This window comes from Bacteroidota bacterium, assembly GCA_035506275.1.
Lineage (GTDB): Bacteria > Bacteroidota > Ignavibacteria > UBA10030 > UBA8401 > JAGVPT01.
The window spans coordinates 384,299-405,887 of the sequence record DATJPT010000019.1 but is presented as its reverse complement, the minus strand read 5'-3'; the positions used below and the strand labels follow the sequence as shown (position 1 = coordinate 405,887).

Here is a 21,589-nt window from a genome sequence, read left to right as displayed (position 1 = left end):
ATCTTACTTTTTAGAGCGTCTGCTTTCTTGGTTCACGATCTTTTCGATCTGCGCCATATGGTTGAGATCGTGTCCGGCCATCATTTCGGTGATGCGTGTTACGGTCTCTTTACCCCGCTCAGAATGGACGCCGTAATTATCCCACAAAGGTCCAGGGATCGATTTCAGCAGCGCCAGGTTATGTTCCCGCAGCACCTGAAAGACCGCGAAGGACTTTTGCGGATCCCGTTTTCCGTAATTGAACTTTTCTGCCCACACATCCTGGTCAAATCCTTGGATCGGCGTCCCGTTCATTCCTATCGTAAGCCGCATCCGAAAACCGCCGACGAGTTCCGTGTCCGCAAGGTGGGCGAGGATCTCAGCGATCGACCACTTCTTCGGCTCCGGACGCGTCATCAGCTTCGTTCGCGGAACACTCTTGATGAGGCGGTTGATCTTACGGGGTGTACTCGCGAGGATCGCCAGCGGCTTTTTCCCCCGCTGGTATCCAAGAATCCTTGCCGTATATTCCTGCGGCGTCTCCTGCATCTCCTTGCTTCATTTATTTTTTCATGATTAATTCTTAATTCCTAATTCATCATTCCTAATTATCTATGGCATGTCCAGCAATCGATGCTCGCATTATTCTCCCTGTGGCATCCCACGCAATACGACATGTCGGCAAGTTTGAACGGCGGAGCAACTTCGCTCATCGTTTGAATCTCGCCATGGCACCGCTGGCATGGAATGTTTTTCATGATGTGAGGCTGATGGTTGAAATAGACAAAATCCGGAAGGACGTTCACCCGTGTCCACCGAATCGGCTGTTTTTCATCCCATGCCTTGCGGATCTTCTGAATTTCTGGTTTCGTTGCTGCGACAAGCTGATGGCATCCCATGCAGGTCTGCACGGAGGGAATCATCGCGGCCTTCCCTCGGCGCGCACCACTGTGGCAATACTGGCAGTTCATCTGGTAATCGCCGGCGTGTATTTTGTGGCTGAACGCGATCGGCTGGCGGGGCTCGAGCGCCCGTTTTTCACAGCCGGAAATGACCACAAGGAGAAACGTCGCGGCAGCAAAAATAAATTGTACTCGGGGAAAACCCATTACTATTTCTTTCTTAAACTTTCCAATGCTGCAGCGCTCCACGGGCCTCTGCCGTTATACAATTTTCTCATGCTGTCAACTTCTGCCGGTGAGACCGCATTTCCTTTATTCCCAAATGATGAACGGGCATACGAAATTGCAGCAGCAATTTCTTCGTTCGAGAGCTTATCCTGAAACTGGGGCATTTTGTTGTTGAACCCGTTCCCTTTTACCCTGATCTCTCCTTCCAACCCGTAGAGAACAATGCGGGCAGGGGTAAATCCGTCCTGCATGAGCCACTCGGATCCCGCCAGCGGCGGGTATTTTCCTTCAACGCCTTTCCCGTCCGCCTGATGACATGCCTGGCAGACGCCGGCGAAGACCATGTCTCCTTTTACTTCGGCCTTGACTTCGCCGCTTCCGGAGATCAGAGGCTGCTCAACTTCGTGGGCGATCGTCCCGAACGTTCCGCCGTATTTGCCGAGATAGTAGCCCATCGCGAACAGAAGGATCACTGAAATCGCCCACACCCAGGAAGGGGTCGGCTCAAAGCCTTCTTCAGGTTCCCCCTGTTCCCGCGAGACGATGCGAAGGTGAATTTTATTGACGTCGGAGGCGTCGGAATCTGCAAACGTACCGTTGTCATCCGAAAATGGAATCGGCATTCCTTGCGAAACGCCGGTTACCTCCGGGGTTATTGGTTCGGAGGTCTTCTTTTTCCGGGAACCCCGTCTCGTTAAGACAGATTGTTTATTTTTTCTTCGTGGAGTCATTGCTCGCCGAAACTTGGCTGACGGGATACGTATGGTTCAGGCCGATAAGGTAGGCAATCAAGGCTCGTCCTTCCGGGGTCACAACGACAACTTTTCCCTTCGGGGCAACGGAGTCGGGAAGGGCGACGACTTTATCGTCGGGTCCGGCCGTGATCTTTTCCTCGAACAGCCATGGAAACGGAGGCATCACCGAACCGGGTGAAACGATCCGCGGATTATAAAGATGAATCATATGCCACTCTTCGCTCGACTGCCGTGCACCGATATTGAACAGATCGGGACCGGTTCGCATTGTTCCCAGCAAATGCGGCTTGTCATACACATAGTCTGCGGGAACCGACGGACGTCCCCAAAATCGTTCCTGGTCCGCGCCGAAACCGACCGGACGTACCTGTTGGCTGTGGCAATAAAGGCATCCTTCACGGATGTAGATGGAACGGCCGTACGCCTGCTCGTAGGTATAACGCTCAAGACCTTTTGGCGGCTTCACTTCAGAGATCATGATGTTCGGAAGTCCAACCAGTCCAGCCCAACCGAGCACGAGCGCGGCGAGGACGCCGAGGAAGAAAATAAATGAGCGAATGAACATCATACAGGCTTGCTCTCCTCAGAACCCGATGCCTGACGCAATTCAAACCATGCGGGAACGTACCGGGTCGGCCCTGAACGATAGATGATAAGGATGAATTGATATGCGAATGCGAGATGTCCGATCAACATCATTGTTCCTCCAACGGACCGCGCCCAGAGGTACGGTTTCGTTGCATTCACGGAGGCGATGAATGGAAGCGATGGGTCGTTCATCATCGTCCCCTGGATCCATCCTCCGGTGCACATCGCAATAACGTAAAGAGCGATACCGATCGCGCTCATCCAGAAATGGAGCTTGATCAGCTTCGGATACGGCCATTCCCATTTGGCGATGCGCGGCATAATGTAATAGATGGCGCCGAAGAGGATCATGGAGAGGAATCCATACACACCGAGATGCGCATGGCCGATCGTATAGTGAGTAAAATGGGCCACCTCGCTGAACGACCGGAGCGATTCGATCGAACCTTGAAAACTCACTGCAGTGTAACTCATCGAGCCGAAAACGACGAACCGGAGCGTCGGGCTGTATTTCAACATTCTGAAATGGCCGATCGTCGTGAGATGGTGGTTCACGGCGACGGCCATCACCGGGACGAACATCATGACGCTCGCGACGATCGACACGGTGACGAGCCAAGTCGGCAGCGGCCCGCCTACGAGATGGTGGATGCCGTTCCAATTGTAGAAGAGGGCGAACGCCCAGAAGCCGAGAAGGCCGAGATAGTAGCTGTAGATAGGACGGCCGATGACTTTAGGAATAAAATAATACGCCCCTGCAAGACCGACCGGCGTGAACCAAACGGCGAGCGCGTTATGCGCGAACCACCAGTTCATCGCCGCTTCGGTGACGCCGTCATAAATGCCAAGGTTGGCAACGACATACAGGATCGGAAACCAAAGCATTGAGGCAAGAATATACCACATGCTCACATAGAGATGCTCGACCTGGCGTTTCCGAAACGTCTCGATGATCGAGTACGCAAAGAATAAAAAACCGAGCGCGATCAATCCGCCGGCGGGCCGGGGAAATTCAAGCCATTCCATCCCCTGATTATACCCGAACAACAACGCCACGACCCCGAAGAGAACGCCGATATTCCAGAGGATCGCAGAGACATACAGTGCCCACGTCTTCTGAATCGGCACTCTGCAAAGCCTGCCGGTCAGCCAGACGACCATGCCGGCCCCGGCCAGCGATGCCCAGCCGTACATCACTGCGTTGAGATGGACGGGGCGGATCCTTCCGAAGGTCAAGAACGGCGTGCCGCCGAGCCAGTCCGGGAGGTTGAATTTTACTGCGGCCCCCAGCCCTGCAAGCGATCCGAGAACAAGCCATGCAATTCCGGTCGCAAAATATAGAACGACCGGACTTGTCACAGAGTCATCGATGTGGACGCGATGCTGTCGCTCGGAGACATCCTCAACGGCCTCCGACGCGAACGAGACGAATTGTTCCTTAGCGGTGGTTTGCGCTGCCATTGGAAGGTTTCTGGAAAATCATATCTTGCGGCGTGCCAATCGGTTCTTCGTCGTCAAAGATCAATTTGGCCCCTTCATTCAACTGCTTGATGGAAAATTGCTTTGTCCGCACCGCCCAGACAAAGCCGGCAAGCGTCAACGCTCCCGCAACGACAACGAAAGAAATGATGATGATGATCGCAACCGGCAGGTTCATAAAATTGTCTTCATATTCGCCGCCTTCGAAAAATCAGATTTTGAATGTGGGAAGATACCACAATGTTTCTACTATTTCAATATACCGCGTGATTTTTTATAGGAATGAATACCGCGAGACTGTCATGAAGCCGGGACAACAATTATTGCCGGTATTGAGTGAGAAGAATAACCGGGGTCGGTTAAGAGGGAGGAGAAAGGACAGCGGGGTTGCTTAAGAATTGTTTTTCAGCCTTAACGAATTGCTTACGACGCTTACCGAGCTGAACGCCATCGCCCCCGCGGCTATCGCAGGATTCAGCATTCCGAAGGCGGCCAGCGGAATGCCGATGATATTATAGATGAAAGCCCAAAATAGATTCTGTTTAATGATCCGCACGGTGCGGCGTGATAACCGGATGGCCTCAACCACGCCTGCCAGGTCCGACCTCACCAAGGTAATGTCGGCGGATTCCATTGCAATATCGGTCCCGCTCCCCATCGCAATGCCGACGTCAGCTTGTGCGAGCGCCGGTGCATCGTTCACGCCGTCTCCTACCATCGCCGCGACTTTTCCCTCGGCCTGGACCGCTTTTACACAGGCAGCTTTCTCCTGAGGCATAACGCCGGCGATGACGCGATCGACACCAGCTTGAGAGGCAATAGCCCGTGCGGCATGTTCGCTATCGCCCGTCATCATGATCGTTTCAATTCCCATTTGCCTCAAGCGCGAAATGACTTCCTTTGCATTGTTCTTGATCGTATCGGCAACGGCAATGACGCCAGCCAATTTTCCATCTGAGGAAACAAAAATCGCCGTCTTCCCGTCCGCCGAAAATTTCTGAACGACGGCATCCGCCTCAGCTGAAGAGACCGAACGGCTCTCCATTTGAGCCCGGTTTCCGACCGCCATATCCTTGCCACCGACAACGGCCGTCACGCCTTTCCCTTCCGTATTGCGGAAAGAATGGATGTCTTCTCCGATTGAGATGTTTTGCATCTCCGCGAATCCGACAATTGCGGCGCCAAGAGGGTGTTCGGATTTCTTCTCAAGAGCAGCCGCGTGCCCGATCAACTCCCGTTCATTGAATCCGTTAAACACCGCCACGTCGGTTACCGAGGGTTTCCCTTCGGTTATCGTACCGGTCTTGTCGAATATAATCGTCTGAATCTTCAGTGCCCGCTCAAGGCTTTCGGCATTTTTTATCAGGATGCCGTTTGCCGCCCCCTTCCCTGTTCCCACGATGATTGCGGTCGGTGTCGCGAGACCTAGCGCGCACGGGCAGGCAATAATCAACACTGCGATAAAATTGATCATGGAATGGGTAAACCCGATCCCCCCGACGAGATACCACATGCCAAACGTCAACAGCGCAGCGCCGATGACAGCCGGCACAAACACCGACGCAATTCTGTCGGCCAATCTCTGGATCGGTGCCTTCGAACCTTGCGCTTCCTCTACAAGCTTGACGATCCGGGCAAGGAGCGTTTCTTTCCCGACAGCCGTCGCGCGGAACTCAATGCTGCCATTCTTGTTGATCGTTCCACCGACAACCAGATCCCCTGCTTTTTTTTCAACCGGAAGACTTTCTCCCGTTACCATCGATTCGTCGATCGTCGTGAAACCGTTTGTAATAACGCCGTCAACCGGAATTCTTTCTCCGGGACGCACCCGGATAGTATCTCCAATCGCCAGGAGATCAATTTCAATTTCCGATTCAACGCCACTTCGGATCACAGATGCTTTTCCCGGTTGAAGCCCCATCAGCTTCTGAATAGCGTTCGAAGCCCGCTGCTTGGCGCGGGATTCGAGGAGCCGTCCCATCAGAATGAGCGTGATAATTGTCGTCGCGGTATCAAAATACACCGCCCGCATTCCGTCCGGCCGCCTGATCCATTCGGGGAATAACACCACCAACATGCTATAAAGATAGGCGGTACCGGTTCCGACGGCAATGAGGGTGTTCATGTCTGCAGAGAAATGTTTTCCAACCTGCCACGCCGCGGCAAAGAACCGTTTACCCGAAATGAACATCACCGGTGTTGAAGCGACGAAAAGCAGCTTATTGATGTCGTCGGATGGCAAGGGCAGCCAGTGCTTAAACCAATCCGTCATGCTCAGCATGCTCACCAGCATGATCGGAATCGCGAGCGCAGCGCTGACGATGAATTCTTTCTTTAATTGCTCGTACGCTTTTTGCTGATAAGATGTGGCATCGGGAGCAACAGTTCCGAGCCCGCCGGTGCTTTGAACTTTTGTTTCGGGGAGAAGCAGCGTATATCCGGCTTCGCTTACCGCCTCGGAGAGCGCCTGCAGGTTTGTCTTCGCATCGTCGAACGTCAGCGCGACTTTCTCCGTCGCAAGATTGACATTGGCCTCGAGAACGCCGTCGACCTTTTTCAGCGCCTTTTCAACCCGCACGACGCAGCTTGCGCACGTCATTCCTTCGACGGGGAGGCTTACGATATAGGGATGAGCGCTTGGCATTTTCAAAAAGTACCGTTGCTCAATTCGCAGCGACTAATCTATATCCTGCTTCATCGAGCGCATCGGCTATTTTCTGCTGAGAGATCTTGGAATCGTCGTATTGGATTTTTGCCCTGCCGATCTGAACATCCTCCACCACAACACCGTTCAGCTTGCTTAACTGTTTCTTCACGCTCATAACGCAATGGCCGCACGACATGCCTTCGATATTCAACTCTTGTACTTTCATTGTCCGCCTCTTTTGTGTGTGCTTTCGGAATAACAAACCTTCTTCTTCCCATAAATTACAACAAAAAAAAACTACAAACAATTTCATTCCCCCCGCACATCGTTTTCCTTGCTTCCGTTGAATCTCTTTCTTATTTTCATTTACAATTTTCAAGGGAGCCGTTCAGCATGCCATTGATGGTAAGCATTTCAGGGATTCGCGGAGTCGTCGGCGAGAATCTAGTTCCCGACGTCGTTGTCAGATATGCCGCGGCGTTCGCCGAATACTGCAACCGCGGAACGATAATTATCGGACGGGACGGACGCATCACCGGCTCCAGCATTGCCAGCATTGTCAGCTCCACGCTCCTCCAGATGGGATGCGACGTCATCGCGATCGGGATTTGCCCGACGCCGACGGTCGCCCTTGGGGTCGAAACATTGAACGCGGCCGGAGGGATCGCCATTACTGCAAGCCATAACCCGATGCAATGGAACGGGATGAAATTCTTTGCCCCCGGCGGGATGTTTCTCAACGGCGACGAAAATAGAAAATTCTGGCAGATCGCCGACCGCGGAAATTTCTCGTTCGCTCCATGGGACAAGCAGGGAAGACATTCGACCGACACAACCCGCATCGACGCCCATATTCGATCGGTCCTTTCTCTCCCCTATATCCACCTTGACAAAATCCGCAGGAAAGGCGTAAAAGTGGTCGTCGATTGTGTCAATGCTGCCGGAGGAATCATCGTTCCGAAGCTCCTGCGGGAGTTTGGCTGCACGGTCGTAGAAATGAACAGCGAGGTGAGCGGCATTTTTTCTCATACGCCGGAACCGATCCCCGAGAACCTCGCAGACCTCGCGCAGCGGGTACTTTCGGAAAGGGCCGATGTCGGCATCGCCGTCGACCCGGATGTCGATCGGCTTGTGTTCATCGATGAGCAGGGAAAACCTTTTGTGGAAGAATACACCATTGCTTCCGTCGTAAAGTTCGTGCTCGATGCGGAGAAGAAATTAGGGAGAGGAGACCATTCCGTCGTTGTCAACCTTTCCACCACGAGGGCCGTTGACGATATCGCTTCGGCATACGGCGCGAAAGTATACCGAACGCCGGTCGGCGAGATCAACGTGGCCTCAAAAATGAAAGCCCTTCAAGCGGTTATCGGCGGAGAAGGCAGCGGCGGAGTTATTTTGCCCGAGGTCCATTACGGCCGTGATGCAGTCGTCGGCATCGGCCTTTTCCTGCAGCTATTAGTGGATTTTGGAGGAAAAACTTCCGAACTTAAGGCCAGCCTCCCCCAATACACCATCGTAAAGGACAAGATCGAACTAGGCTCCCTGAAACCGGATTCCATTCTTCAGTCGCTGTACCAAAAATATTCCAAGACCGAGCGGACCAACATGGACGACGGACTGAAGATCGATTTTGCATCCTCGTGGGTCCACTTACGAAAATCGAATACGGAACCGATCATCCGCGTTATTGCGGAAGCTCGGACACATAACGAAGCCGCCGCCCTTGTGAAAAAATTCAAGACGGAAATCGTCGGCTGAGCTCTTCATCATGGCAACGACACAATTGTTCAGCAAAAGGACGCGATAGCGTGACGCTTTGCAAAGTGACAGGGACGATCGTCTCGACTCAAAAGAATCAGGCGCTGAGAGAGTATAAGCTCCTCATCGTGCAGCCCGTCGACCTGGCCGGAGAGTTGTTCGGCAAGGAGGCTCTCGCCATCGATACAGTCGATGCGGGTGTCGGCGATACGGTCTTGATCATTCAAGAAGGAGCGGGCGCACAACAGGCCTTGAAACGTAAAGATGCACCGGTTCACACCGTTATCGTTGCTGTCGTTGACGGGATCGATGTCGCGGGTCAATAGGGGACCTCGCCGTTAAGCATATTTTCCAATGCAAACTCCACCGAAGGAAAGCGGGATCGATATTTCCGACTTGCTCCGGCTCTCTGCAATTCCCGGGGTAGGGACAAATCGTCTGCGGCTTCTTGTCACGCATTTTGGATCGCCGACGTACGTGCTCAAAGCGTCGCCGCGCGATTTGATCCATGTGGAAGGGATCGACAAAAAGCTCGCTGCCACCATCGCTCACTTTGGCGATGGCAGCGCATTCGCGGAAGAGCAACTTTCCCTCATCAACAAGGTCAACGGGCGCATCGTGACATTTTGGGACGGCGAATATCCCGAATATCTCCGTAAGATCTACGACCCGCCTCCTTTCCTTTTTGTTCTCGGCGCTTTTCGAAAGGATGATAAATACGCCGTCGCTATCGTCGGCACAAGGCGTCCTTCGGCGTACGGTAAGCTGATCGCCGAACGGTTCGCAAAAGAGCTTGGGGAAAAAGGGATCACGATCGTCAGCGGCCTCGCACGGGGAGTCGACACCGTGGCGCATCTCTCTTCGTTGAAATCGGGGGGAAGGACTATTGCGGTGATCGGCTCGGGCATCGATATCATCTATCCAGCCGAAAATAAGAAACTTGCCGAGCAGATCGAAGAGAACGGAGCCGTCGTTTCGGAATTTTTTATGGGGACAAAACCCGACCCCGGAAATTTTCCCCGGCGCAACCGCATCGTCAGCGGTATGGCGCTGGGGACGCTCATTGTCGAAACCGGGGAGAACGGCGGCGCAATGATCACCGCATCGACCACCCTGGACCAGAACCGCGAGCTGTTCTGCATCCCCGGCAACATTACTGAGAAATTCAGCGCAGGGACGAACAGGCTCATCCGCGACGGACACGCGAAGCTCGTTCAATCGGTCGACGACATTCTTGAGGAGCTGAAGAGCTCGCTCCGACCGATCTTGAAATCCCCGCAACCGGCGCCTGTTACCCTTACCGTCTTCGAACAAAAGATCCTCGATCTCCTCGTTTCTAACCCGTCGCACATCGACGACATTGCAGAGCGATCCGGCCTCTCCATCCCCGACACCTTGGTGAATCTTTTGAGCCTTGAATTCAAGGGGCTCGTCCGCCAGCTCGCCGGAAAAATGTTCCTCCGGCTGTGAATTTCCTCCCCCGCACTTGACAACAATTTCGGCTCTACAATAATCACGCCAAAAAAGTTTGCCTTTTCAGCAAAATTACCTATCTTTATCTACGCGTATGTTTACCATAGACGAAATAAGAGTAGAGAGCCGGATCGCCGATGTTCAGTTCGCGTGCGACCTCGACCAATGTAAAGGGGCCTGCTGCACCCTCAAAGGCGGTCGGGGCGCGCCGGTCACGGACGAAGAAGTCGATGAAATTTACAACGCATATCCAATCGTAAAAAAGTATCTTCCGAAAGAACATCGGGAATGGATCGAACTTCACGGTCTGGTCGAAGGCGGGCCGGGCTTTTACGCGACCCAATGCAGGGATGAGGAGGCGTGCGTTTTCGTTTACTATGACAACGGCATCGCCAAATGCTCGTTCGAAAAGAGTTTTCATAACAAGGAGATTCAGTGGCGCAAGCCGCTGTCGTGCCATCTCTTCCCTTTGCGTGCCAGCTACAATTCTCCAGAACAACTGCGGTTTGAATATTTGCACGAATGCGAGCCGGCATTTCAAAAAGGAAGTTCGGAAAAAACACCGCTCTTCAAATTTCTGAAGGAAGTCCTCGTCCGCTCATACGGCGGGGCGTGGTACCGGCAATTCGAAGAAGAATGTGAGAAACGTTCGAGCATTTCCCCACGAGGCGATTAGGATCTATGCTACAAATCTCACAGCAGCAACGGCTGCTTCAAAAACTTACTCCGCAGCAGATCCAGTACCTCAAGCTTCTTCAACTCCCCACCGTAGCTCTCGAACAGCGAATCAAAACCGAACTCGAACAAAATCCCCTTCTTGAAGAGGGCATCGAGGACGAGATCGAACTCGCTCAAGAAGACGCCGAGAACGAGACCGCCGAGGCCGATGATGGAGCAGAGACCGAGGTAAAGAAAGAAAAAGACGAAGAATTTACTTTTGAGGATTTCGTCAACGACGAAAATGCGTATACCCCAAAGAGCAGCGCCCCTCAGGACGATGAAGATCGCGATGAGATACCGATGTCGGCGCCGGAACCGCTCCTTCAAAAACTCAAGGCGCAATTGCAGCTCGCCGACCTTACCGAGACCGGCATGCTTGCCGCCGACGAGATCATCGGCAACATCGACGAGGACGGTTACCTGCGCCGCGACCTAAGCCTCATCGTTCAGGACCTCAACCTTTCGCACGGACTCCAACTGACCGTTGCGCAAGCAGAGCTTGTCCTGAAGCGTATCCAGCGCCTAGAGCCGGTGGGCATCGGTTCGCGAACGCTCCAGGAATGCCTCCTCTTGCAGCTGGAGGCGCTCGAATGCGAGCCGCGGCTGAAGAAACTCGCCCGCGTCATCCTCGAAACATATTTTGACGAATTCACGAAAAAACATTTCGAACAGCTTTCCAAACTCCTCAATATTTCCCTTCCCGAGGTCAAAGAAGTGCTCGACGTCATTTCCCATCTCAACCCGAAGCCGGGGGAAGGGGAAATCTCGACACAGGAAAATTACATCACCGTCGATTTCATCGTTCACTTCGAGGACGGGGAGTTTATCATTCAGCTCAACGACAAGAACATTCCGCCGCTTCGGATCAACAAGGATTACCGGGAGATGATGTCGCGGAAGAAAAAGAACGGGGTCAATGCGGAAACGAAGACATTCATCCGGCAGAAGTTTGAAGCGGCAAAGTGGTTCATCGCGTCGATCTACCAGCGGCGGGACACGATGCTGCGCGTCATGCGGACGATCGTCGACAAACAGCGGCAGTTCTTCGAACTCGGCGACGGTCTGAAACCGATGATCTACAAAGATATCGCCGCCGTCATCAAGATGGACATTTCCACCATCAGCCGCGTTGTGAACGGGAAATATGTCCAGACCGATTTCGGAGTCTACGAACTGCGGTATTTTTTCAGCGAAGGGATCAGCACGCAAAACGGCGAGGACGTTTCTAACAAGGAAGTGAAGCTTCGCATCAAAGAGATCCTCGAAACCGAGGACCCGCACAAGCCGCTGAGCGACGACCGGATCGCCGAGATCCTGAACGAGCGGGGCTTCAACATCGCGCGCCGGACAGTCGCCAAGTACAGGGAATCGATGATGATCCCGGTGGCCCGCCTCAGGAGAAAGATCTCTTAATCATTTAACGACCGAAAACACTATGGAAACGCTTCATTCTACAACGATCATCGGCCTTTCAAGGGACGGCAAAGTTGCGCTCGGGAGCGACGGCCAGGTCACTCTCGGAACGACCGTCGTCAAGCATACTGCGAAAAAGGTCCAGCGACTGTACAACAATTCGGTGCTCGTCGGCTTTGCGGGAGCCTCTGCCGACGCATTCACGCTCATGGAACGCTTTGAAGAGAAGCTCCAAAAGCACCAGGGGCATCTTGAACGCTCCGCCGTCGAGCTCGCGAAGGATTGGAGGACCGATAAATATCTCCGCCGACTCGAGGCGATGATCGGCGTTCTGGATAAGGAGCACGCGTTCATCATATCCGGAACGGGCGACGTCATCACCCCCGACGACGGCATCGTTGCGATCGGGTCGGGAGGACCGTACGCGCTCGCGGCCGCGCGGATGCTTGTAGCGTATACCACACTTTCCGCGCGGGAGATCGTGACACAGTCTTTGAAAACCGCGTCGGAGATCTGCATTTACACTAACCAGAATATTACCGTCGAAGAGTTGTGAACACATGAAAACAATTGTCGCCACAGAAAAATCGACCCCGCCAAGTTCGGGGAAGGCGGAACGCCAGCATGGATCGCGGGAACTGACACCGACGCAGATCGTCCGCGAACTGGATAAATACGTCATCGGCCAGCATGAGGCAAAAAAATCCGTTGCAATCGCGCTGCGGAACCGGTGGCGCCGGCTTCAGGTTCCCGAGAATCTCCGCGAGGAGATCATGCCCAACAATATTATCCTGATCGGACCCACCGGCGTAGGAAAAACCGAGATCGCCCGGCGGCTTGCCAAACTGTCGAACGCTCCTTTCATAAAGGTCGAAGCGTCAAAATTCACCGAAGTCGGATATGTCGGCCGCGACGTCGATTCCATGATCCGCGACCTTACCGAACTCGCGGTCGTCATGGTCAAATCGGAAAGGACGGAGGAGGTGCAGGAGAAAGCGGAGCATCTTGCCGAAGAACGCATTCTCGACATCCTCATCCCGTCGGTCCGGAAATCGAAGAACGATGCTAACCCTCCGGCTGAGGCCCCATCGGACGAGGAGCTGAACGAAAAAACGCGCGACCGGTTCAGGGAAAAGATCAAAGGCGGGCAACTCGACGACAGGATCATCGAACTCGACGTCCCGAGCGACCAATTCCCTTCCATGCAGATACTCGGGCCCATGAATCTCGAAGAGATCGGCGTCAATCTGCAGGACGTCTTCGGTAACCTGATGCCGAAAAAAATGAAGAAGAGAAAGCTCTCGATCGCGGACGCAAAAAAAATTCTCATCCAGGAAGAAGCGCAGAAACTGATCGACCAGGATGCTGCCGTAAAAGAGGCGATCCACCGGGTCGAGAATTCAGGGATCGTTTTTCTGGATGAAGTGGACAAGATCGCAGGGAACCGGGGAGCCGTCAACGGACCGGACGTTTCGCGCGAAGGAGTCCAGCGGGATCTCCTCCCCATCGTCGAGGGCTCGACGGTGGCGACCAAATACGGCATGGTCCGCACAGACCATGTGTTGTTCATTGCTTCCGGGGCGTTCCATGTTTCAAAGCCGTCAGACTTGATCCCGGAGCTGCAGGGACGATTCCCGATCCGGGTAGAGTTAAAGAGTTTGAGCGAAGACGACTTCGTCAAGATCCTCACTCTTCCACAGAATGCGCTCATCAAACAGTATACTGCCCTGCTGAAGACGGACGGCATCGAAATCGAATTCACGGACGATGCCATCAGGGCGATAGCGCGCATTGCAACGCAGGTGAATGAAGAAGTGGAAAATATCGGAGCCAGGCGCCTTCACACGATCATGACCTCGCTCCTGGAAGAAATACTTTTCGAGGCCCCTGAGAAGATCTCCGCCGGAAAACTTGCGGTGACAAGGGGAATGGTAGAACAAAAGCTGAACACTATCGTGAAAGACAAGGACCTGAGCCGTTTCATCCTCTGACCGTCCCATCGACGGCGGCAGCAACCTCATCAAACAAAAAAACCCGTCCACGAGGACGGGTTTTTTTGTCGCATACTCCGGCCGGCTTAAATCCGGAATCGCATCCCAAGCGTGATCGAGCCGGTATGAAAGCTGTTCGGGCTCGTGAGCAGACCGATGCTTTCCGTCCCCAGGTCCAGGTCCCAAATCGGCGTGTTGATGCCGAAGCCCAGCGACCAGTTGAACCGCTCCCGACCGCCAACCGTGATTCCCGTTCGGATCGGGAACGCCCCGATCGGACGGTACTCGGTACCAATAGAGAAACGCGGAATCGTCGTATTGCCGGGCTCATTATTAAAGCCGACATTCAGATCGGCCGCAACGAGCAGCTGCCCCGGGAAATATGAAACGAAGGGCGCCTTGTCGACCTGCAACTCGCCGCCTATATGGAGGGCCGTGGGGAGACTTGTTTTGAAGGAAGTGGTATCGTATTTTTCGCCTTTGAAATAATTCTTTACCGAATCTTTGTTGCCGATGTCTGCGACCGTGAAATTCGAGTTTCCTGTGATGACCTTCGTGTTCTGCGACCAGGTGATCTTGCCGAGGTCGGTCAGACTTGCCGCCACTCGCAATGCCGGAAAGACCTCGGCCGAGAAGCCCAGGTCGACACCCATTCCGCGCCCTGCCGGCTTGCCCAGGAATTCTGAAGCGCTGGAAGTGCTGTCAAAATTCACCCCGGACATATATTGGAGAAAATTGACGTTGCCGGAAATCGCCTGAGTATTCAGGACGTTCCCGGGGTAATAGGTCGGCAAAATCTGGATCGCGCCGGTATAGTGGTCCGTACCCAAGTACGCAAAACCCTGCACGTACTTCAGCCCGACCCCCACGGCGATGTTCTTTGCCCAGCCAAGTTTCACTGGCAGCATCCGTGCATACGAAAGGTTGAATTCCCTGGTCCACGAAGCCTTCACTGAAGTGCCGTCAAGACTGTAAACGGCGCCGTTCGCAGGAAACGCCTCCAAGAGCGTTTGCAGATATCCCTGCGGAATGTCCAAGTTGATCGCCGCATGGTCGCTCACTGAAAGGCCGAAACTGCCGATGGTGTTAGAACGAACGGTCAGTCCGAATTCGGTGATGTTGAAATTAGCCTGCGTGTGCGAAATGCCGCCGGGGAAGAGTCCCAGGATTTCCTGCTTGTCTGCCTCCGAGAGGGTCTTCCCGATCCGTATCGCCTTCCCATTCTTGTCCAGCGCCGGTTGACCGTCAGCCCCGAGGCTGTCGACGCCGGTGAAATCGTCCTGATAGATTTTGTAATTGATAAAATCACTCCCCGCGAGGACGCCGATTCCCGTGAACGGCGGAATCTGGAATGTGACCGTGCTTCCACGGTCGTCGAGTGCAAGATTCGCGGGGTTGAGACCAAGTGCGTCGATGCCGCGCGAGGAGGCCGTGTATGTCCTTGCCATGGCGACCGTCCGGCCCGACGAAAGGTCGTCGCCGGCAGCTCCGATCGAAGTGGTCATCACACCGATCACCAGAACGGCGGTCAAGCGAGCGGAGCGGCGTGTTTTGAAAATGCTCTTCATCGTACTCTCCTTGGAATCGTAGTTCATGGTCGGTGTGATCATTTCATTTGGTCAAAATTGACGTTGAACCTGACGCTGAGAAACGCCTTCAACTCCACAGAATAGGTGGTGTCGAATTTGACCGGTTGATTACTCCCTGAGGTGTTCAGCCGGATGGTCACTGCAGCAAAACTGGCCGGGTTTATTTTGGAGACGTCAGCCGTGTCGAGTCCGATGACCGTACCGGTGATTCCGAGCGGAGAATTTGGTTTCGAGGCATAGCGGGCGCTGTCAGCCGTGATCAGCCCAATTTTGGGGAAGCTGAGAAGCACCGTGGTATCCGGCTGGGACCTGTTGGTCTTAAGAGCGGGAAGCAAATTCATTCCTGCCGTAATCTGAAGGGGGAAACCGTTCACGATCGTAAATGACACTTGTCCGCTGTCAATCTGTGTCAGGTCCTTCTTGTCGACCTTGTTCCCGGAACTGTCCTGCATGACAACGGTATCTTTGAAAGTACCGTTGATGATGCCGATCGTGACCGGGAACGAGAAATCGAGCGACGTATAGACGCTGTCCCCCTGCTTCACCGTGCCTGTGCTGTCGGGGTACTGGTAATATGAAGCGGGATCGACAACCGCCTGGCCGATCACCTGGAATTTGGTCGGCAGGCTTCCGTTGCCGCCGCTAAAGAATGCGGAGAGGAACTGATCGATGCCGTTGCCGGGCTGGCTAGTCTGCTTGTTGAAAACGATTTTTTTCGTCTGTCCCGGATAGATCCGGAGCGTGTCGGTGAGTCCGCCGCCTTGCTTCGGATCCATGGCGGTCAATGTGGCCCGTTGGTTTCCGTTGTTGTCGATACCGATCACCTTCATCGTCAGGTCCGTGGGGAACAAGCCGGTGCTCAGGATATTGAGAGTGATCGAAACCGAATCGAATTTGATGCTGTCAGCCGTGAACTTGTTGCTGATATCTCCGATCAGCGAAGGGACGGTCGTGTTAATAGCAACTACCGTCGGTTTTACTTTGCCGATGACCTTGGAGATAATATACGTCGGCCTTGGAGGCACTTGATTATTATTCTGCGGTGTGATCTGAACTTGTACCGAGTCGGTCTTGCGGATCACCACCCGCCCCTGGGTCGCAGCAAGCGTTCTGATGCGCAGCGAGAAATGCATATTGGCGACCGACAGCGTGTCCAGCCTTCCGTTGATCGTTTGAAAACTCTGAGACTGGATGGCATAATTGGCCATCGAGACCGTTTGCAAAAATTGCCCCGGCGCTGCGCCGGCGGCTGGGACCGTATCCGAAAGGGTTCGGTCGTCTTTCAGCACAAAAGGAACGCCCGAAGTTTTGTCGACAAATTCCTGGAAAGCAAAATCGACGGCGATCTTTGTGGGGATGTTATTGGTGATGCTGACCGTAAATTTACCGTCCTTAAACTCAGCGCGTTTGATCAACGTCGAGTCGTCGACGATTTGAATGGACGAATCGGGGAGGTTCTTTACGTCGTACGGAGTGTTCAACTGCACCTTAGCGCTGTCCATTGCGGGGGATGTTCCACTGGAGCCGCCGTCCACAGTCATGCTCGCAGAAAGATCGTCGCTGGCATTGATGGTCTTCCCCTGGATGTCGTTCGACTGCACTGTGAACCGCAAAATCAAATTAGAACTCATCGTCAACCCCGATACCACCGCGGTGGCTGTACCGGTTGTTCCCGGAGCGATACCCCCCGGGAACAAAAAGGTCGCAACGACAGAATCGTTCGGCTGGGCCGCCAGCATGTCGGTGTTGATGAGCTGAACTCCGGGATTTGCAAAGTTGACAGTGAACTGAAAATTGTTCTGAACGGTCAGCGTCATTCTTCCGTTCTGAAAGGAGATCCAGTCGTAGAGCGCCGAAGGGTTGCTCACCGGCTGCTGCATCGCAAGCGAAAAATTCGGGCCGAATGAGGGATACGTAAACGGGAGGGTATTTCCGGAGAACAACTGGCTCGCGCCGACATTGACGCCCGAGATCGTGTTCACAGGCAGCTGCAGCAATCCGATCTTATTGCCGACCTGGGCCGGATGCGGTGTCAACTCCGGGAGGACGATCGCATTCGGCTGGTTCACCAGCGACGAAGGTTGGTATATGATCGACATCGTGGACGAGTCGTAGATGAATTTCTTGTCCTTGGCAATCATCTGCGCGAAGGTGAACGTCCTGTCGATGATCTGGATGTTCAACGGGATCTGCCACGACGGCGCCTTCGGTTCGAGCGGCGCCTTGATGCATTGGTACGACACCGGCAGCGTCAGGAGCAGAAGGAACAGCAACACGAGTTTGTGTTGTTCCGCTTTCATCCTGAAGAAAAACTTCATAGAATCCTCCAGACTAAGGTCAAACGAAAATTTGTATCCGGCATGTGGGTGGAAACGGGCCGCTGATGCGGGCCTTCAGTATCATCAATGTACAGCACCCGCACGTCGTACATGTTGATGGGCGTCATACAATATGCGGCGGCAACGGCGAGGAAAAGCGCCGAACGCCCGGTGTGAGCGTCCGGCACTCGTAAAAAACTATGGATCAGTGTATCTTCTCTTCTTTGGCGGGGAACTGAAAACCGAAATTGTGCGAGGGCGGCTCATCTCCAAGAATTTTGATCTCGCCAAATTTCGACTCGTACTTCTCGATGTTGTCCTTCAATGCATTCAACAGCAGCCGCCCATGCTGCGGCGTCATAACGATCCGGGCAAATACCTTTGCCTTCGGAACTCCCGGAAGTATTCGGGTAAAATCGATGACAAATTCGGCGGGTGAATGAGTGATGATCGCCAAATTAGAATAAATTCCTTCAGCTTCTTTTTCACCCAACTCGATATTGATTTGCTGCCCTTGCGGGGGCTGTGGATTGCTCATGAATGTTCCTCTTCGTGGTGATACCGGCTGCGCTCAGCCGTGCGAAAAACTCCAGCGCGGCAAAAACCGCCACGCCGGTCTCTCTTGTTGCTTCTCCCTAATTTTTCCCCTGGCGGATCTTATCAGCCTTGTCGTAGGCCTCGAGCGCCTTGTCTTTCATGTTCAAATTTGCGTAGACCTGGCCCAGCAGCTCCCACATCAACACGTCGTTGTTCTTCATCACGACGACGCTTTCAAGATACGGAAGGGCCATTTTGTATCTCTCCTTATAGGAGACGTCATCGTCTTTACCTGCGGCTTTCAATTTCACCTGCTCGGCGACACCCCAGTTCACATACGTTGCGGCGATATTATAGAGAGCATCGGCGAACGACGAGTCAAGCTTGAGCGCAGTCTTGAACTCCGTGATCGCGTCTGCATACGCCGAATCCTTCAGCAGAAAAACGCCGAGGTTGTAGTGGTCGATCTTGCTTTCAGGATACTTTTTCACGCGCTCGACCAACAACGCTCGTGCTTCTGCTTCTCGTTCGGAGCCGATAAGCGCTTTCATCAGGCTTTCGGAGATGTCGGGATCGCCCGGGAACATCGTCTGCGCTTTTTTCATCGCATCGACCGCTTTATTGAACTGCTCTTTTGCTGCGATCAGATCGGTCGAATCGATCGCCGGAGCAAACGGTCTGTCTCCGTCGTACTTCACGCTCTGGACAAGGCCGCTTTCGACCGCGAGCGTCAGATGATATTTTTCGATCCGCCACGTTTCTTTCGTGTCGCCTTTTTTCTGCTTCGCCGGTTTGGAGATCTTGATCAGCGAATCACCGAGCAAATAACTGACATCGGCGGTTTTGATCCTCTCATGAATGCTCGCCAAATTTTTCATCGTCTCGAAATCATCACGATACGTGGACATAAAACGAACTTTCAATGCATTGGCGCTGTCAAGATAGATCTTCCCCAGAAGCTTGGCCGAAAGAGTGTCTTTTCCCTGTTCGAAGGCGATTGTAAATTGCTCTGCGGCATGCGCCATTTCATCGTTGCGCAGGTACGCAAGGCCAAGCGTCCGACGTGTAAGAAGGCTTTCCGGAAGAATATAAACTGCCGTCGAGAATGTCGCGATCGCTTTCGGCAAATAGGATGCCGTGTCGATCGCCCGGTTGATCTCGTCTACCCCCTGGTTGTATAATTTGCCCCATGCATTCAGTGTCACCACCTGAATATCCTGCTTATGGGTCGGCGCAATGGCCAGGGCTTTATCGAACGACTCTTTCATCCCCCTGAAATCTCCCTGGACATACTGGATTTCCCTGCCGAGGAGGTAATATGCTTCCTCGTTCTTCGGGTTCTTCTCGACCTCCTTTAAAAGCTGTTTCTTGGCGTTGTCATATTCTTTCCGCTGCAAATACAATTTCGCACTTGTCATTTCGGATGAGGCGCACTCGAAGCCAGTGGTGAAGATGGCGGCAAGCACGATGCTGATGATACCCAACTGAACTAGTAGTTTCATACGATGTTCCTTAGCTTATTCGCTTTATAGTAGTTGATGGAGACAAAAAATTCCTGAAAATATATAAAAAATAGGCTTGATAGTCAATCTCACGTTCGCGCCGAAAAATGGCCGGAGCAGCCATGTTATTCTCATCAGCCAGGTAAATGCTCTGCGAATTCAGCTCAATATTTCTGCCGCAGAAAAGCTCTTCCTGATCGGAAAGCCCCTCGTTCCGCTTCGAGGTCGAACGGGTTTTCCTTCCGCTCCTTCGCGGAGGAATACTCTCCTGAAGCCCCCCTTTTCAAAAGAAACGTTCTCCATTGATGGAGTACCGCTGCCCGCGATCCGCCAACATTGCTTTCCCCCTTCAATTTCAGTACTTTGAGAAATCAATGCTGCAGTGTGAATATAGCTTGCCGAAGAGTATGAAAAAACTCGCCCTATGTCTCCTCCTCGTAATTTTTCAAACAGCATTTGCCGGGAACGGCACCGTTCTTTTCCTTGCGGTTGACGGCTCCATCAACCCCGCTTCTTCCGACTATATCCATGAGGGAATCAAACGCGCCGAAGAACATAACGCCTCATGTGTGGTCTTGGAATTGAATACGCCGGGGGGCTTGCTGAAATCCACCCGATTGATCGTAACGGATTTTTTAACGTCGTCCGTTCCGGTCGTCGTGTATGTCTCCCCTTCAGGCTCTCAATCGGCGTCCGCCGGGGTTTTCATTACCCTCGCAGCGCACATCGCCGTCATGGCGCCGGGGACGAACATCGGGGCGGCGCATCCGGTCAGTATGCAAGGTGGAATGGATTCGACGATGTCCGAAAAGGTCACAAACGACGCGGCCGCCTTCATCCGGACAATCTCTGAAAAAAGACACCGCAACATCCTCTGGGCCGAAGAGGCGGTCCGCAAGAGTTTGTCCATCACCGAGACCGAAGCGCTGAAGAAAAATATCATCGACTTCATCGCGAGGAGCCGGGGTGCGCTCATGGACTCGCTGGATGGAAAGGCCATCGCCATGAACGATAGGACCGTCGTCCTCGCAACAAAAGGAGCGGCGATCGAATTTTGGGAAATGGGCTGGCAATACAAGATTCTCGACGCGATCAGCGACCCAAACGTCGCATACATTTTCATGATGATCGGCATCTATGGGTTGTTGTTCGAACTCTACAACCCGGGGGCGGTGTTCCCCGGCGTTGCGGGAGCTATTTCATTGCTGCTGTCATTCTATACGATGCACACGCTCCCGATCAATTATTCCGGCGCAGCCCTCATTGTACTGGGGATCATTCTTTTTCTTCTGGAATTAAAGATACACAGCTACGGGTTGCTCACCGTCGGCGGATCTCTTTCACTTTTTCTGGGCTCGATCATGCTTATTAATACCGATGTATGGTTTGAATTCCAGGACATCTCTTTGGGTGTCATCCTTCCGACCGTCTTGCTGACGGCGGCGTTCTTTGTGTTCGCTATCGGAGCCGGTTTGAGAGCCCAACGCCGCAAACCTGTGACGGGGGCCGAAGGGATCGTCGGCGAACGCGGCGTAGCATTGACCAAATTGAACCCGGAGGGACAGGTGAAAGTTCATGGCGAGATTTGGAACGCCGAAAGCATCGACGGGCCCTTGTCAAAAGACGCGCCGGTGGTCGTCTCGGAGATCCACGGATTGTCGATAAAAGTCAAAAAGGATACTTTAAAGAAGTAACCCTTTGACGAGATCA

Annotated in this window: 20 protein-coding genes; 8 read left to right on the top strand and 12 right to left on the bottom strand. The window is 53.3% G+C overall.

The genetic code is table 11. The annotated features are described in order from the left end of the window. Positions 1-3: 3 nt before the first annotated feature. The 8 genes from VMF88_15050 to VMF88_15015 form a co-directional block, all read right to left on the bottom strand. Positions 4-528, bottom strand: a complete 525-nt coding sequence (locus tag VMF88_15050; GenBank protein HTY12378.1) for a DinB family protein — start codon at positions 526-528, stop codon at positions 4-6. Between the two features lie 59 nt (positions 529-587). After that, positions 588-1,088: a cytochrome c3 family protein gene (locus VMF88_15045; protein ID HTY12377.1), complete on the bottom strand. Its 501-nt coding sequence runs from the start codon at positions 1,086-1,088 to the stop codon at positions 588-590. Positions 1,089-1,090: 2 nt separating this feature from the next. Next, a complete protein-coding gene (locus VMF88_15040) occupies positions 1,091-1,732 on the bottom strand; it encodes a cytochrome c (protein HTY12376.1) in 642 nt (213 codons plus the stop codon). 85 nt (positions 1,733-1,817) lie between these two features. Continuing rightward, the gene (locus tag VMF88_15035; protein ID HTY12375.1) at positions 1,818-2,432 is read right to left on the bottom strand and encodes a cbb3-type cytochrome c oxidase subunit II; all 615 of its coding nucleotides are present in this window, start codon (positions 2,430-2,432) and stop codon (positions 1,818-1,820) included. Continuing rightward, positions 2,429-3,913 carry a cbb3-type cytochrome c oxidase subunit I gene (locus VMF88_15030; protein ID HTY12374.1) on the bottom strand — a complete coding sequence of 495 codons (1,485 nt, stop codon included), beginning with the start codon at positions 3,911-3,913 and terminating at the stop codon, positions 2,429-2,431. Before VMF88_15030 ends, VMF88_15035 begins: the two co-directional genes overlap by 4 nt. Next, complete coding sequence (locus VMF88_15025) at positions 3,891-4,109, bottom strand: hypothetical protein (protein ID HTY12373.1); 219 nt, start codon at positions 4,107-4,109, stop codon at positions 3,891-3,893. The genes VMF88_15030 and VMF88_15025 overlap by 23 nt, the downstream gene beginning before the upstream one ends. A gap of 213 nt (positions 4,110-4,322) precedes the next feature. Further along, positions 4,323-6,575: a heavy metal translocating P-type ATPase gene (locus VMF88_15020; protein ID HTY12372.1), complete on the bottom strand. Its 2,253-nt coding sequence runs from the start codon at positions 6,573-6,575 to the stop codon at positions 4,323-4,325. 19 nt (positions 6,576-6,594) lie between these two features. Then, positions 6,595-6,804, bottom strand: coding sequence for a heavy-metal-associated domain-containing protein (locus tag VMF88_15015; GenBank protein ID HTY12371.1), 210 nt, complete (start codon positions 6,802-6,804; stop codon positions 6,595-6,597). A 167-nt stretch (positions 6,805-6,971) separates the two neighbouring features. Here VMF88_15015 and glmM point away from each other — a divergent pair, with 167 nt between their 5' ends. The 7 genes from glmM (at position 6,972) to hslU (ending at position 13,933) form a co-directional block, all read left to right on the top strand. Next, positions 6,972-8,336, top strand: a complete 1,365-nt coding sequence (glmM, locus tag VMF88_15010; GenBank protein ID HTY12370.1) for a phosphoglucosamine mutase — start codon at positions 6,972-6,974, stop codon at positions 8,334-8,336. A gap of 50 nt (positions 8,337-8,386) precedes the next feature. Then, complete coding sequence (locus VMF88_15005) at positions 8,387-8,662, top strand: EutN/CcmL family microcompartment protein (GenBank protein ID HTY12369.1); 276 nt, start codon at positions 8,387-8,389, stop codon at positions 8,660-8,662. 28 nt (positions 8,663-8,690) lie between these two features. Further along, positions 8,691-9,806 (top strand): DNA-processing protein DprA, encoded by a 1,116-nt coding sequence (gene dprA, locus VMF88_15000; protein ID HTY12368.1) that lies wholly within the window; start codon positions 8,691-8,693, stop codon positions 9,804-9,806. A gap of 97 nt (positions 9,807-9,903) precedes the next feature. Further along, entirely contained in the window at positions 9,904-10,485 is a 582-nt protein-coding gene (locus VMF88_14995; GenBank protein ID HTY12367.1) for a DUF3109 family protein, read from the top strand. 5 nt (positions 10,486-10,490) lie between these two features. Further along, a complete protein-coding gene (rpoN, locus tag VMF88_14990) occupies positions 10,491-11,942 on the top strand; it encodes an RNA polymerase factor sigma-54 (GenBank protein ID HTY12366.1) in 1,452 nt (483 codons plus the stop codon). Positions 11,943-11,964: 22 nt separating this feature from the next. Beyond that, a complete protein-coding gene (gene hslV, locus VMF88_14985) occupies positions 11,965-12,498 on the top strand; it encodes an ATP-dependent protease subunit HslV (GenBank protein HTY12365.1) in 534 nt (177 codons plus the stop codon). A 4-nt stretch (positions 12,499-12,502) separates the two neighbouring features. Next, a complete protein-coding gene (hslU, locus tag VMF88_14980; GenBank protein HTY12364.1) occupies positions 12,503-13,933 on the top strand; it encodes an ATP-dependent protease ATPase subunit HslU in 1,431 nt (476 codons plus the stop codon). A gap of 86 nt (positions 13,934-14,019) precedes the next feature. On the opposite strand, the gene VMF88_14975 is transcribed toward hslU, so the two are convergent. From VMF88_14975 to VMF88_14960, 4 genes are all read right to left on the bottom strand, one after another. After that, entirely contained in the window at positions 14,020-15,501 is a 1,482-nt protein-coding gene (locus VMF88_14975) for a DUF5723 family protein (protein ID HTY12363.1), read from the bottom strand. Positions 15,502-15,539: 38 nt separating this feature from the next. Then, positions 15,540-17,840, bottom strand: a complete 2,301-nt coding sequence (locus VMF88_14970; GenBank protein HTY12362.1) for a hypothetical protein — start codon at positions 17,838-17,840, stop codon at positions 15,540-15,542. 205 nt (positions 17,841-18,045) lie between these two features. Continuing rightward, complete coding sequence (locus VMF88_14965) at positions 18,046-18,378, bottom strand: DUF3467 domain-containing protein (protein ID HTY12361.1); 333 nt, start codon at positions 18,376-18,378, stop codon at positions 18,046-18,048. Between the two features lie 97 nt (positions 18,379-18,475). Further along, a complete protein-coding gene (locus VMF88_14960; GenBank protein ID HTY12360.1) occupies positions 18,476-19,879 on the bottom strand; it encodes a tetratricopeptide repeat protein in 1,404 nt (467 codons plus the stop codon). Positions 19,880-20,286: 407 nt separating this feature from the next. Between VMF88_14960 and VMF88_14955 the strand changes: the two genes are divergently transcribed. Further along, the gene (locus VMF88_14955) at positions 20,287-21,573 is read left to right on the top strand and encodes a nodulation protein NfeD (protein HTY12359.1); all 1,287 of its coding nucleotides are present in this window, start codon (positions 20,287-20,289) and stop codon (positions 21,571-21,573) included. Positions 21,574-21,589 lie beyond the last annotated feature (16 nt).